Annotated in this window: 12 protein-coding genes; 10 read left to right on the top strand and 2 right to left on the bottom strand. The window is 69.2% G+C overall.

Translation table 11 applies throughout. The features are described 5' to 3' along the window. Positions 1-171: 171 nt before the first annotated feature. The 5 genes from ppsA to metG all read left to right on the top strand — a co-directional run bounded on the left by ppsA (position 172) and on the right by metG (position 7,712). A complete protein-coding gene (ppsA, locus tag G9C83_RS03710; protein ID WP_167244760.1) occupies positions 172-2,421 on the top strand; it encodes a pyruvate, water dikinase in 2,250 nt (749 codons plus the stop codon). A 66-nt stretch (positions 2,422-2,487) separates the two neighbouring features. After that, positions 2,488-3,723, top strand: a complete 1,236-nt coding sequence (locus G9C83_RS03705; protein WP_167244759.1) for a M48 family metallopeptidase — start codon at positions 2,488-2,490, stop codon at positions 3,721-3,723. 37 nt (positions 3,724-3,760) lie between these two features. Then, complete coding sequence (gene mfnA, locus G9C83_RS03700; RefSeq protein ID WP_167244758.1) at positions 3,761-4,831, top strand: tyrosine decarboxylase MfnA; 1,071 nt, start codon at positions 3,761-3,763, stop codon at positions 4,829-4,831. A 26-nt stretch (positions 4,832-4,857) separates the two neighbouring features. Continuing rightward, a complete protein-coding gene (locus G9C83_RS03695) occupies positions 4,858-5,430 on the top strand; it encodes a VTT domain-containing protein (RefSeq protein WP_347877770.1) in 573 nt (190 codons plus the stop codon). A 233-nt stretch (positions 5,431-5,663) separates the two neighbouring features. After that, the gene (metG, locus tag G9C83_RS03690) at positions 5,664-7,712 is read left to right on the top strand and encodes a methionine--tRNA ligase (protein WP_167244757.1); all 2,049 of its coding nucleotides are present in this window, start codon (positions 5,664-5,666) and stop codon (positions 7,710-7,712) included. A gap of 304 nt (positions 7,713-8,016) precedes the next feature. On the opposite strand, the gene G9C83_RS03685 is transcribed toward metG, so the two are convergent. Continuing rightward, positions 8,017-8,304, bottom strand: coding sequence for a GYD domain-containing protein (locus G9C83_RS03685; protein WP_167244756.1), 288 nt, complete (start codon positions 8,302-8,304; stop codon positions 8,017-8,019). A gap of 105 nt (positions 8,305-8,409) precedes the next feature. On the opposite strand from G9C83_RS03685, the gene pyk reads away from it, so the two are divergent. The 5 genes from pyk to G9C83_RS03660 all read left to right on the top strand — a co-directional run bounded on the left by pyk (position 8,410) and on the right by G9C83_RS03660 (position 12,862). Continuing rightward, a complete protein-coding gene (gene pyk / locus G9C83_RS03680) occupies positions 8,410-10,143 on the top strand; it encodes a pyruvate kinase (protein ID WP_167244755.1) in 1,734 nt (577 codons plus the stop codon). 38 nt (positions 10,144-10,181) lie between these two features. After that, entirely contained in the window at positions 10,182-10,352 is a 171-nt protein-coding gene (locus tag G9C83_RS03675; RefSeq protein ID WP_167244754.1) for a hypothetical protein, read from the top strand. Between the two features lie 80 nt (positions 10,353-10,432). Next, positions 10,433-10,960, top strand: coding sequence for an NfeD family protein (locus G9C83_RS03670; RefSeq protein WP_167244753.1), 528 nt, complete (start codon positions 10,433-10,435; stop codon positions 10,958-10,960). Positions 10,961-11,031: 71 nt separating this feature from the next. Beyond that, positions 11,032-12,201, top strand: a complete 1,170-nt coding sequence (locus tag G9C83_RS03665) for an SPFH domain-containing protein (RefSeq protein WP_167244752.1) — start codon at positions 11,032-11,034, stop codon at positions 12,199-12,201. Positions 12,202-12,256: 55 nt separating this feature from the next. Then, on the top strand, positions 12,257-12,862 hold the full coding sequence (locus G9C83_RS03660) for an ArsR family transcriptional regulator (protein WP_167244751.1): 606 nt from the start codon (positions 12,257-12,259) through the stop codon (positions 12,860-12,862). 161 nt (positions 12,863-13,023) lie between these two features. Here G9C83_RS03660 and G9C83_RS03655 read toward each other — a convergent pair whose 3' ends face one another. Next, positions 13,024-13,263 carry a hypothetical protein gene (locus tag G9C83_RS03655; protein WP_167244750.1) on the bottom strand — a complete coding sequence of 80 codons (240 nt, stop codon included), beginning with the start codon at positions 13,261-13,263 and terminating at the stop codon, positions 13,024-13,026. Positions 13,264-13,431 lie beyond the last annotated feature (168 nt).

Raw genomic sequence — 13,431 nt, 5'->3', positions numbered from 1 at the left:
AGACGAGCCGCCGGCTAAAATCCTCCGCCGGCCGCCACTCGCGAGCGGGCGTCGAAGCGCTCGAAACCGCCTCGGGTCACGGGAAAGATGACTCGCTTCCGAGTTCGTAATTATTGCGACTGGGACGTTCGCAATCTTCTTATGGACGGTTCTGGTCTATCTACCTGCCACATGGCTGTACGCTGGCTGGAGGACATACGGGCCGACGACATCGACAGTGTCGGCGGCAAGGGCGCGTCACTCGGCGAGTTGACCGACGCCGGGCTGCCCGTCCCACCGGGGTTCGTCGTGACCGCCGGTACGTACCGCTCGTTCATCGAGGACGCAGACATCGACGACGAACTGTTCGACGCAGTGAACGTCGACCCCGAGGACTCCGGCGCGCTCGCGGACGCCGAAGCCGCGGCCAAGGACATCATCCTGAACACCGAACTGCCCGAACACATCCGCGAGGACATCCTCTCGTCGTACGACGACTTAGACGACGGGCAGGCGTCGGTCGCCGTGCGGTCGTCGGCGACCGCCGAGGACCTCCCGGACGCGAGCTTCGCGGGCCAACAGGAGACGTTCCTCAACATCACCCGCGATGACCTCATCGACCGCGTGAAGCGCTGCTGGGCGTCGCTGTTCACGCAGCGCGCCATCTACTACCGCGAGGAGCAGGGCTTCGAACACCGCAAGGTCGACATCGCGGTGGTCGTCCAGAAGATGGTCGACGCCGAGAAGTCCGGCGTGATGTTCACGAGCCACCCGTCGACGGGCGCCCACGAGGCCATCATCGAGGCCGCGTGGGGGCTCGGCGAAGCGGTCGTCTCGGGCTCCGTCTCCCCGGACAACTACCACGTCGACCGCGACACCGGCAGCGTCGAGTCGGTGTCGGTCGCGGACAAGAAGGTGATGTGCGTCCGCGACGAGGAGACCGGCGAGACCGTCGAGCGCGAGGTCCCCGAGGAGAAACGCGAGCAGCGCGTGCTCTCCGACGAGGAGATTCTGGAGCTCGTGAAGATCGGCGAGCGCGTCGAGGACCACTACGGAGAACCGCAGGACGTGGAGTGGGCGATGGTGGACGGCGACGTCTACATGCTCCAGTCCCGTCCCATCACGACCATCGACGAAGACACCGAGATGACCGAAAGCGACGACACCGGCGAGGAGCTCGTGAACGGCCTCGGCGCCAGCCCCGGCATCGCGTCCGGCCCGGCTCGCGTCGTCACGAAACTCGACCAGCTCGACAAGGTCGGCGAGGGCGACATCATCGTCACCGCGATGACGACGCCGGACATGGTGCCCGCGATGAAGCGCGCCGCCGGCATCGTCACCGACGAGGGCGGGATGACCAGTCACGCCGCCATCGTCTCCCGCGAGCTCGGCTGTCCCGCGGTCGTCGGCGCGACGAACGCCACGGACGTGCTCAACGACGACCAGATCGTCACGCTCGACGGCGACCGCGGCACCATCACCGAGGGGCGCTCGGAGCCCGAGTCCGAGCGCGACCCCATCGAGGAGGCCCGGCCGACGACGCCCGTGAAGCCGATGACCGCGACCGAAGTGAAAGTCAACGTCTCCATCCCGGAAGCCGCCGAGCGCGCGGCCGCCACGGGCGCCGACGGCGTCGGTCTGCTCCGCATGGAGCACATGATCCTCTCGACGAACAAGACGCCCGAGCGCTACATCGAGGACCACGGCGAGGACGCCTACGTCGACGAGCTCGTGTCGGGCATCCGCGGCGTCGCCGAGGAGTTCTACCCGCGGCCCGTCCGCGTGCGCACGCTCGACGCGCCGACCGACGAGTTCCGCCAGCTCGAGGGCGGCAACGACGAGCCCCACGAGCACAACCCCATGATGGGGTACCGGGGCATCCGCCGCAGCCTCGACCGGCCGGACGTCTTCCAGCACGAGCTCACGGCGTTCCGCGAGCTCTACGAGATGGGCTACGACAACGTCGAGATCATGTTCCCGCTCGTGAACGACGCCGACGACGTCCGCCGGGCCCGCCAGCTCATGGTCGACGCCGGCATCGACACGGAGAAGCGCCAGTGGGGCGTGATGGTGGAGACGCCGTCCGCGGCGCTGACCGTCGACGAGATGGCCGCCGAGGGCATCGACTTCGCGTCGTTCGGCACGAACGACCTCACGCAGTACGTGCTCGCCGTCGACCGGAACAACGGCAACGTCGCGGACCGCTTCGACGAACTCCACCCGTCCGTGCTGCGGCTCATCGAGACCGCCATCGAGTCCTGCCGCGAGCACGACATCGCCACCAGCATCTGCGGGCAGGCCGGCTCGAAGCCCGACATGGTTGACTTCCTCGTGGAGACCGGCATCTCCTCGATCTCCGCGAACATCGACGCAGTCCGGGACGTCCAGCACGAGGTCAAGCGCGTCGAACAGCGCCTCATCCTCGACTCCGCCCGGGACTGACGGACCCCCGGCCGTCCGTTCGCCGACACGAAAGCCGTTTTCACCGACTAGTTCCTATCGCCGCGCATGCTCGCGTACCACGCCGTCTTCCTCCTGCTAGTCGCCGGGTCGACCGGCTTCTTCGTCGCGCTCGCCGCCTTGAACGTCCGGCACGCCGACCGGACCGTCCGCGAGCGCACGGGGTGGCTGGCCGACACCGTCGGCGTCGACGACCCCGACCGGCTGCTCGACTACCACCGGCTGACGACCGCCGCCAGCCAGCTGCAGAGCGTCGTCGTGCTCGGCGTCGTCCTCCTCGTGCTGTACACGGGTCTGTTCGGCGACGCCGTCGCCGCGGCCTACGACACAGTCGGGAACGACCTGCTCGCGGGCGTCGCCGTGTTCGTCGGCGCCGCGCTCGCGATGCAGGCGCTCCGCGTGCCGTTCGACGCCTTCGAGACGTTCGCCGTCGAGGACGCGTTCGGGTTCAACGAGCAGTCTCCCGGACTGTTCGTCCGCGACAAGCTCGTCAGCACCGCGTTCGCGGTCGTGCTCGTCGCCGCGCTCGGCGCCGCCGTGCTGTTCGTCGTCGAGGCGTTCCCCGAGTGGTGGTGGCTCGCCGCCACGGGTGTCGTCGCCGTCTTCCTGCTCGCCACGCAGGTCGTCGTCCCGCGCGTGTTCCTGCCGCTGTTCTACGACTTCGAGCCCGTCGAGGACTCCAGTCTGCGCGACGCGGTCGACGACGTCTTCGAGCGCGCCGGGTTCACCTGCGACGACGTCTACGTGATGAACGCGAGCTCCCGGTCGGGCCACTCGAACGCGTTCTTCACGGGGTTCGGCGCGACCAAGCGCGTCGTGCTCTTCGACACGCTCGTCGACCAGCTCGACGAGACGGAGCTCCAGAGCGTGCTCGCCCACGAGCTCGCGCACTGGAAGAAGGGGCACATCTGGCAGGGGATGGCCGCTAGCGTCGTGCAGGTCGGCATTCTGCTGTTCGTCGCGCAGTTCCTCGTGGAGTCGTCGTGGCTGTACGCGATGTTCGGCGCGCCCGAAGTGCCGGCGGCGGGCCTGCTGCTCGCGGCGCTGTGGGTCGAGCCCGTGAGCCAGTTCGCCGAACCCATCTCGAACAGGCTCTGGCTCGCGAACGAGCGCGAGGCCGACGCGTTCGCCGTCGACGTGATGGACGACGGCCAGCCGCTCGCGGGCGCGCTCGCCGCGCTCACCAGCGAGAACCTCGGCAACCCCTTCCCGCACCCCCTGTACGAGACGTTCCACTACCAGCACCCGCCGGTCCCCGAGCGCATCCGCTACCTCACGGAATAGCGCAACCGCTAAACCGCTGGTCGGCCTCGCTGGCCGTATGAATCGCGCGGCAGCGACGCCCGCCCCGCAGGAGTTCGACCGCGTGCTCTCCTCGATGTGCACGGAGCCCCACCCCGCCGCCCGGGAGGCCGCCGTGGCGTTCCTCGCGGACAACCCCGGTGACCCCGCGACCTACCCCGCCGTCTCGGACCTTGAAGCCGAAGCAGTCGAGACGCTCGGCGACGTCGTCGGCCTCGATGACCCCCACGGCTACGTCGGCTCCGGCGGCACCGAAGCCAACATTCAGGCGGTCCGGGCCGCGCGCAACCTCGCCGACGGCGACGTGAACGTCGTCGCGCCCGAGAGCGCGCACTTCAGCTTCCAGAAGGCCGCCGGCGTCCTCGACGTCGAGTTGCGACTCGCGCCCACCGGCGACGACCACCGCGCGGACGTCGCCGCCGTCGCCGACCTCGCGGACGACGACACCGCGCTCGTCGTCGGCGTCGCCGGCACCACGGAGTACGGCCGCGTCGACCCGATTCCCGAACTCGGCGAGGTCGCCGCCGGCGTCGACGCGCGCCTCCACGTCGACGCCGCCTGGGGCGGGTTCGTGCTCCCGTTCACCGACCGCGACTGGAGTTTCGCGGACGCCCCCGTGGACACGATGACCGTCGACCCACACAAGATGGGGCAGGCGCCGATTCCCGCGGGCGGCTTCCTCGCGCGGGACGCCGAGACGCTGGACGCGCTCGCCGTCGACACCCCGTACCTCGAATCCGACGCGCAACCCACGCTCGGCGGGACGCGCTCGGGCGCGGGCGTCGCCGGCACGCACGCCGCCCTCGACGCGCTCTGGCCAGACGGCTACCGCGACCAGTACGAGCGCTCACAGGCCAACGCCGACTACCTCGCCGCCGAACTCGACGCGCGCGGCTACGACGTCGTCGACCCCGTGCTGCCGCTCGTCGCCGCCGACGTCCCGGACGACGAGTTCGAGTCGCTCCGCAACGACGGCTGGCGCATCTCCCGCACCGCGTCCGGCGAACTCCGCGTCGTCTGCATGCCCCACGTCACCCGCGGGATGCTCGAGGACTTCCTCGCGGACCTCTCCGCTGCCGGTAGAACTTAGCCCCGGGGCTGTTCACCACACAGGTAGTGCTCCCGTCCGCAGCCCTCGCGCTCTCCACGGACCTCGGCGCCATCGAGTCGGCCGTCCGCGCCGCCACCGGGTGGCCGGGACTCGTCATCATCTTCGTCTACTCGTTCCTCATCGCGTTCGTCCTCCCGCTGCCCAGCGAAGTCGTGCTCTGTCCCGCCGGCTACGTCTGCGGGGGCGCGGTCACGCTCGGGCTCGGCCTCCCCGGCCCGCTGCTCGTCGCGCTCGTCGTCGCAGTGAGTGCGGGCGGGAAGGCCATCGGGAGCGTCATCGCGTTGTCTATCGGCCACGGCGCCAGCCACTCCGGGGTCGTCGTGCGCGCGCTCCGGCGGCTCGGCTTCGAGCCCGTCGAGTGGTCGAAGTCTCGCATGGTCGAACTCGTCCAGACGTACGGCTACTACGGGATGGCGGTCGCGCTGTCGGTACCGTTCTTCCCGGACACCATCTCCCTGTACGCGTTCTCCGTCGTCGAGAAGGACCACCGGCGGTTCGCGCTCGCGACGTTCGCGGGCGGCGTCGGCCGGCTCCTCGTCACCATCGCGCTCTTCGAGGGCGTGCTGTTCGTCGCCTGACGCGCGGAAACGCTTTTGTCCAGTCGCCGTAAAGTAGCGGCCGTGACTTGGACGCGCCGCTACCCGCGTCGCGTGATGCGCGTGCAGCGGTAGCGCCGTCCACGGGTGGATCGTTCGCCCCCGGGCCCTCATGCGGCCGCCGGGCGGACGCGAACCCCACTTCTCAGCGCGAGTACCGGAACCACGAGACACAACCAGCGGGCTTTAGGCCCGCGCCGGAAGAACCAGAGCATATGACCTACGAGGACTTCCCGACGGACGACCCGACGGTGGTCACCGCGGGGCTGCCGTACGCCAACGGCGACCTCCACATCGGCCACCTGCGCAGCTACGTCAACGCCGACGCGTTCACGCGCGGCCTCCGAAAGCTCGGCCAGGACGCCATCTACGTCTCCGGCAGCGACATGCACGGCACCCCCATCGCCGTCAACGCCGCCGAGGAGGGCGTCAGCCCCGAGGAGTTCGCGCTCCGCCACCACGAACAGTACGAGGAGACGTTCCCGAAGTTCAACGTCGACTTCGACCAGTACGGCCACACCCACGACGAGACCAACACGGAACTCACGAAGGAGTTCGTCCGCGCGTGGGAGGACAACGGCCACGTCTTCGAGAAGAAGATCAACGTCGCCTACGATCCCGAAGCCGACCAGTGGCTGCCCGACCGCTACGTCGAGGGCACGTGCCCGTACTGCGGCGAGCACGCCCGCGGCGACGAGTGCGACGAGGGCTGCCAGCGCCACCTCGAACCCGGCGAAATCGAGGACCCCGTCTCCGCGCTCACCGGCAACCCCGCGGAGTACCGCGAGCGCGACCACAAGTTCCTCCGGCTCTCCGACGTCCAGGAGCACCTCCAGGGGTTCATCAACCGCCTCGAGGGCACGAGCAACGCCCAGAACCAGCCCCGCGAGTGGATCGAGGGTGAGCTGCAGGACCTCTGTATCACGCGGGACATGGACTGGGGCATCGACTACCCCGGCGAGGGCGCCGACGACCTCGTGCTGTACGTCTGGGTGGACGCCCCCATCGAGTACGTCTCCACGACCAAGCAGTACAGCGAGCGCGAGGGTAACCTCGACTGGGAGTCCGTCTGGAAGGACGGCGACGGCGAGATCGTCCACATCATCGGCCGCGACATCATCCAGCACCACACCGTCTACTGGCCCGCGATGCTGGAGGCCGCAGACTACACCGAGCCGCGCGCGGTCTGCGCGACCGGGTTCGTGAACATCGACGGCAAGGGGCTCTCGACGTCGAAGAACCGCGCCATCTGGGCGGAGGAGTACCTCGACGAGGGGTTCCACCCGGACCTCCTCCGATACTACATGGCGACCGCGAGCGGGTTCGAACGCGACGTGAACTTCTCGTGGGACCGCTTCGCCGAGCGCGTGAACAGCGAGCTCGCTGACGTCGTGGGGAACTTCGTCTACCGCGCGCTGCTGTTCGCCAACCGGAACTTCGGCGGCACACCCGACGCTGCGGTCTCGGACGACGTCGAGACGGAAATCGCACAGGCGATGGACGACTACGAGGACGCGCTCAACGACTACGACCTCAAGTCCGCCGGCGAGCGCGCGGTCGCGCTCGCGCGCTTCGGCAACGAGTACATCCAGCGCAACGAGCCCTGGAAGCTCGACGACGAGGAGGCCGCGCCCGTCATCCGCGACTGCGTGCAGCTCGTGAAGGCGGTCGCGGTGCTGCTCCAGCCGTTCGTCCCGGAGAAGGCCGACGAGGTCTGGACGCAGATCGGCGAGGACGGCTCCGCGGCGGACGCCACCGTCGGGGACTGCCTGCAGGCGCCGCCCGCGGAGTTCGGCGAGCCCGAGGAGCTGTTCACGAAGGTCGAGGACGAGCGCGTCGAGGAGCTCGACGAGAAGCTCCAGGAGAAGGTCGAAGCCGCCAGTAGCGACGAGGACGACGGAGACGTGAGCGACACCTCCGACACCGAGCTCGAACCGCTCGCCGACGACCGCGTCAGCTTCGAGGACTTCCAGAGCCTCGACCTGCGCGTCGGCGAAATCGAATCCGCGGAGGGCATCGAGGGCGCCGACGACCTCGCGCGCCTCGAAGTCGACATCGGCCACGAGGTCCGCCAGATCGTCGCGGGCATCAAGCAGCTCCACGACCTCGACGAGCTCCCGGGGAAGCGCGTCGTCATCGTCGCGAACCTCGAGAAGGCGGAGCTGTTCGGCGTGGAGTCCAACGGCATGGTGCTCGCCGCAGGCGAGGACGCCGACCTCCTCACCACCCACGAAGACAGCGAACCCGGCACGAAAATCAAATAGGGCTCGCAGGCGGCAAGCCGACTCCGGTGCGCGCTGCCGCCATTCCGAATCCGAGCGCACCGGGCGACTGTCAGGTCACGCGCCGGATTGGTCCCGGCTTCCTACTTGAACCTACGCAGCCGAGAGTAACGAGCATTCGCGGCGCGAGCGGTCCGACGGCCCCGAGGGCCGCGATTCACCGAGCGCGAACGCAGTGAGCGCTCGGGCCGACGACTGAGCGGAACGGAGTGAAGCGAAGGAGGAGTGCTTTTGGTGTCGGTTTTGCCGAGGGCCGCCTGCGGCGGCCCGCAGCGCAAAAGCGCCCTCAGAGGTCGTCGACGAGTTCGCCGAGGTTTTCGACGGGGATGGCTTCGTGGGTCTGCATGTTGATGCCGTAGCGCTCGGCGGCGATGGAGGCCTGGAGGGCGGCGTGGCTGTCGTCGGCTTCGAAGAGGAGGAGGATGTCGTGGCCGCCGAGGAGGACGTAGGAGTCCTTGAGCTGGCAGTCCTGTTCTTCGAGGTCGGCGCGGACGTCGCCCCAGATGGCGGCGATGTCCTGTGGGTTCTGATACTGACCGGTCTCGACGTCGGCGATAGCGGCGTACGTCGGCATATGCGGGGGGTTGGACGCGCTGCCGAATAGGCGCTGTGGCCACTGTGTTACTCGATGGCGAGTAAATTACGTACGTTTTTGCGTGGCGGCCGTGTAGCCGCGGGCATGAGGAACGCGAAGATCGTCTGCACGCTGGGTCCGGCGACAGACGACGAGGCGTCGATCCGGTCGCTGGTGGACGCGGGGATGTCGGTCGCGCGCATCAACGCGAGCCACGGGGGGCGCGAGGACCGCCGCGAGCTGATTTCGACGGCGCGGCGCGTCGACGAGGTGACGGAGAAGCCGGTGGCGGTGATGCTGGACACGAAGGGACCGGAGGTGCGCACGGCGGAGACCGACGAGCCGGTTCACGTCGAGACCGGGAGCACAGTGGAGTTCGTGCCGGGCGGGGAGACGACCGGGGAGACGATCGGACTGTCGACGAGCGTGGCGGCGGCCGAGCCCGGGGACCGCGTGCTGCTGGACGACGGCCGCATCGAGACGGTCGTCGAGAGCGTCTCGGGTGACGTTGTGACCGCGCGCGTGGAGTCCGGCGGCGACCTCGGCGGCCGGAAGGGCGTGAACGTCCCCGGAGTCGAGTTAGACCTCGACGTCGTCACGGAGAAGGACCGCCACGACCTCGAGCTCGCCGCCGAGGAGGGCGTCGACTACGTCGCGGCGAGCTTCGTTCGGGACGGCGAGGACGTCCTGGAGGTCGAGCGCGTGCTGGAGTCGTTCGACGCGGACCTCCCCGTGGTCGCGAAGATCGAGCGGGCGGGCGCGGTGGAGAACCTCGACGGCATCATCGAGGCCGCCGACGGCGTGATGGTCGCGCGCGGCGACCTCGGCGTGGAGTGCCCGATGGAGGACGTGCCGATGATCCAGAAGCGCATCATCCGGCGGTGCCGGGACGCGGGCGTCCCCGTCATCACGGCGACGGAGATGCTGGACTCGATGGTGCACGCGCGCCGCCCGACGCGCGCGGAGGCCAGCGACGTCGCGAACGCCGTGCTCGACGGCACAGACGCCGTGATGCTGTCCGCGGAGACGGCCGTGGGCGACGACCCGACGCGAGTGGTTGAGACGATGGACCGCATCGTCCGCGAGGTCGAGGGGAGCGGCGAGTATGCGGAGCTGCAGGAGCAGCGCGTCCCGAACGCCGACGGCACGGCGAAGACGGACGCGCTCGCACGGTCGGCGCGCTACCTCGCGCGGGACATCGACGCGAGCGCGGTCGTGGTCGCCTCCGAGTCCGGGTACACGGCCCGGAAGGCCGCGAAGTTCCGGCCGCGGGTTCCCGTGGTCTGCGCGACGCCCTCCCACCGCGTGCGCCGCGAGCTCGCGCTCAACTGGGGCGTCCACGCGGAGTACGCGGCGGTCGCGGAGGGGGACGCGACGACGGTCGTCGAGCGCGCGGTGCAGGCGGCCGTCGACTCCGACATCGTGGACAGCGGCGACACGGTGGTCGTGCTCGTCGGCATGATGACCGAGCTGGAGGGCGCGAGCACGACGAACACGCTGAAGGTCCACGTCGCGGCGGAGACGCTCGCCGTCGGGCAGTCCGTCGTGAAGGGACGCGTCACCGCGCCCGTCGCGGTGCTCGACGACGGCGACCTCTCCGAGGTGCCCGAGCGCTCGGTCGTCGTGCTGGACAACGGCTTCGACGACGAGTTCCGCGGCGACCTCTCGAAGATCGCGGGCATCGTGAGCGCGCAGACCGGGATGACCGGCTACCCCGCGATGGTCGCCCGCGAACTCGACGTCCCGATGGTCGGGGACGCGGACCTGGAGGACGTCGACACCGGGAGCGTCGTCACCGTGGACGGCGAGCGCGGCGTCGTCTACGCCGGCGACTCCTAACCCGCGCGTTTTTCCGCGTCGCTCGGCTACTGTCGGGTATGTCAGAGAGCGACGACCGCGCGTGGCGCTACGAAGTCGACGAGGTCGGCCCGGACGCCGAACCCGACGTGCGCGCCATCGAGCCCGGGTCGCCGGCCCCGGAGAACGTCGCGTTCTTCCTGCTGGGCGTCGCCGCCATGGTCGGCGTCCTCGCGCTGCTGCTGTTCTGAGCGCGTTCGCCCGAACGTGTCCACCTCGCAGTCGGTCAGGCGGGTAAACGGTTTTCCCGGTGCCGTCCTAACTGTGGAGTATGGCCGTAGTCGAAGTATTCGGACAGTCCCTGTCGTTCCTGCTCGTGGTCGTCGGGACGACGCTGTGCATCATGGAGGCGCTCGCCCCCGGTGCACACCTCATCGTCCTCGGCGTCGCGCTGCTGGCAGCCGGGCTCATCGGGCTGTTCGTCCCGGCGGCGGCGACGCCGTTCGTGCTCGCGGGCCTCGTGCTCGCGTTCGGGCTGGCGTCCCTGTACCTCTACCGCAACTACGAGCTCTACCAGGGGACGGGGCGCGGGCAGACCCGGGACTCCGAGGACCTCCGCGGGTCCCGCGGCTACGTCACCGAGGAGGTGACCCCGCGGGAGGGGCGCATCAAACTCCAGTCCGGCGGGTTCGACTCGTCGTACAGCGCGCGAACCATCTCCGGCACCATCCCCGAAGGCGAGGACGTCGTGGTCGTCGACCCGGGCGGCGGCAACGTCGTCACCGTGGAGGCCGTCGACGGCCTCGACGACATCGACCGCGAGCTCGAACAGGAGCTGACAGACGCCGAGGGCTCGTAGTTCCGAGACGGACGGTCGCTCGCGCTGCGAGCCGCACCAACACTTATTGTCCGCTCGCCGAACGTTCACGCATGGAGTTCACCCCGCTGGCGACCGGCGGCGCAGTGATACCGGTAGTCGGACTGCTGGTGTTGCTGTTGCTGGCCGTCGTCGTCTACGAGACCGTCGAAATCGTGGACGCCTACGAGAAGAAAGCGCTCACGGTGTTCGGGGAGTACCGCGGCCTCCTCGAACCCGGTATCAACATCGTGCCGCCGTTCGTCGCGCGCACGTACCCCTTCGACATGCGCACGCAGACCATCGACGTGCCCCGCCAGGAGGCGATCACCCGCGACAACTCGCCGGTGACCGCCGACGCCGTCGTCTACATCCGCGTGCGGGACGCCAAGCGCGCGTTCCTCGAAGTCGACCACTACAAGACCGCCGTCTCGAACCTCGCGCAGACGACGCTGCGCGCGGTGCTCGGCGACATGGAGCTCGACGACACGCTGAACAAGCGCCAGGAGATCAACGCCCGCATCCGCACGGAGCTCGACGAGCCGACCGACGAGTGGGGGATTCGCGTCGAGAGCGTCGAAGTCCGCGAGGTCAACCCCTCCCAGGAGGTCCAGAAGGCGATGGAGCAACAGACCAGCGCCGAGCGCCGCCGCCGCGCGATGATTCTGGAGGCGCAGGGTGAACGCCAGTCCGCCATCGAGAACGCGCAGGGTGACAAGCAGTCGAACATCATCCGCGCGCAGGGCGAGAAGCAGTCCCAGATTCTCGAAGCGCAGGGTGACGCCATCTCGACCGTGCTCCGCGCGAAGTCCGCGGAGTCGATGGGCGAGCGCGCCATCATCGAGAAGGGCATGGAGACCCTGGAGGGGATCGGCGACGGTGAGTCGAACACGTTCGTCATCCCCCAGGAGCTGTCGAGTCTCGTCGGCCGGTACGGCAAACACCTCTCCGGTAGCGACGTCGCCGACGACGGCACCGAGCTCGGGAGCCTGGAGTTCGACGCGGAGACCCGCGAACTCATCGGCCTCGACGACATCGACGAGATCCTCAACCAGATCAGCAAGGAGGCCGACGTCGACCCCGAGAAGCTCGAAGAGCAGGCCGAGGCCGTCCAGCGGGGCGAAGATACCGGCTTGACCAACACCGACGAGGTCATCGAGGAGATGGACCAGGAGCTCGACGCCGACGCGGGCGCGAGCGGCGACACCGACGCCGACGCGGGCGACGACACCGAGAACGCGTAATCGCGCCGACGGGTCACCGAACTCTTTTCTCGGCCGACCACGTACGCCCCCGTAGATGGGCATCGACGAGGACAAGCGCTCGACGCTCCGGCGGTTCGCTGCGGTCGGCGCAGCGAGCCCGCTGACGCGGCTCGCGGGCGGGGACGACGACGAGAGCGGCGACAGCGACGTCCGCGACGCCATCACCGGCTACGTGACGACGACGCCGGGCGCGCACTTCTCGAAACTCCGGGACGACCTCCAGCTCGGCACCGGGGAGACCCAACACCACCTGCGGCGGCTGCTGGAGGAGTCCGCCGTCGAGAGCGAGCGCGACGGCGACTACAAGCGCTTCTACCCGGCGGGCCGGTTCTCGCCGTTCGAGAAGCGCGCGCTCGGCTACCTCCGCCGGGAGACCCCGCGCGGGATGGTCGTCGAGCTGCTGCGGGACCCGGACGCCACCGCGAGCGACCTCGCGGACGCCCTCGACGTGTCGCCGGCGACCGTCAGCAAGTACGCCGCCCAGCTCGAGGAGGCGGGCGTGCTCTCGCGGGCGGACGGCTACGCGATCGAGCGCCCGGAGACTCTCGTCGTGTTGCTCGTGCGGTACGCCGACTCCTTCGACGCGACCGCCGCGGAGTTCGCGGGCGAGGCCGCCGACCTGCTCTCCTACGACCCCTGACCCGGGACGCCGTCAGCGATAGAGCCCCGGAGCCGCGGCTGTGGAGCAGCCGAGTGCAGTCCGAACGGGACTGCGACAGACACTGGGTTCCCGGCAGAGCCGGGGAGAAATTACGCGCGAGGGACGACGGGCTCGCGCGGCCGGGTGGCGTCAGTCGACGGTCAGGCCTCGACCTTCCACGTGGTCGAGGAGGAGTACCCCCAGCGCTCGACGTCGACGTCGAACTCGCCGGCCTCGATGGCGGGCATGTTGGCGCCGACTTCCTTCGCGGAGAGGTCGAGCTCGTCGCCGATGAGCCGGGACTTGAAGTAGGTGCGTTCGTCGGCGTGGTCGCGGAGGTACTCGAGGATGCGGAGCTGCTTGGGGGTGAGTGCCTGACTCGCCGCGGCTGTCGCGCTCATACCTACACTGTGGGCCGGTACCGCCAAGAGGGGTTTGGTACGCGTGGTAAATCCGCTGCAGTCTTGCGATTACGTGGCGCCTGTCGCGCCGGTAAGGTGGCCCAAACTCGCGTGTTGGTAGACCCGGCTAACGGCCGCCCGAGGCCGGCGGTACACCGAGTCAGAAAG

Source organism: Halobacterium sp. R2-5 (assembly GCF_011734195.1).
Classification (GTDB): Archaea; Halobacteriota; Halobacteria; order Halobacteriales; family Halobacteriaceae; genus Halobacterium.
Note: the sequence above shows the minus strand (reverse complement) of the source record. Positions and strands in the feature narration are given on the sequence as shown.

Coding starts and splice junctions, on each gene's coding strand:
- ppsA (WP_167244760.1), top strand. CDS start 172: ATGGCTGTACGCTGGCTGGAGGACATACGGGCCGACGACATCGACAGT.
- G9C83_RS03705 (WP_167244759.1), top strand. CDS start 2,488: ATGCTCGCGTACCACGCCGTCTTCCTCCTGCTAGTCGCCGGGTCGACC.
- mfnA (WP_167244758.1), top strand. CDS start 3,761: ATGAATCGCGCGGCAGCGACGCCCGCCCCGCAGGAGTTCGACCGCGTG.
- metG (WP_167244757.1), top strand. CDS start 5,664: ATGACCTACGAGGACTTCCCGACGGACGACCCGACGGTGGTCACCGCG.
- G9C83_RS03685 (WP_167244756.1), bottom strand. CDS start 8,304: ATGCCGACGTACGCCGCTATCGCCGACGTCGAGACCGGTCAGTATCAG.
- pyk (WP_167244755.1), top strand. CDS start 8,410: ATGAGGAACGCGAAGATCGTCTGCACGCTGGGTCCGGCGACAGACGAC.
- G9C83_RS03675 (WP_167244754.1), top strand. CDS start 10,182: ATGTCAGAGAGCGACGACCGCGCGTGGCGCTACGAAGTCGACGAGGTC.
- G9C83_RS03670 (WP_167244753.1), top strand. CDS start 10,433: ATGGCCGTAGTCGAAGTATTCGGACAGTCCCTGTCGTTCCTGCTCGTG.
- G9C83_RS03665 (WP_167244752.1), top strand. CDS start 11,032: ATGGAGTTCACCCCGCTGGCGACCGGCGGCGCAGTGATACCGGTAGTC.
- G9C83_RS03660 (WP_167244751.1), top strand. CDS start 12,257: ATGGGCATCGACGAGGACAAGCGCTCGACGCTCCGGCGGTTCGCTGCG.
- G9C83_RS03655 (WP_167244750.1), bottom strand. CDS start 13,263: ATGAGCGCGACAGCCGCGGCGAGTCAGGCACTCACCCCCAAGCAGCTC.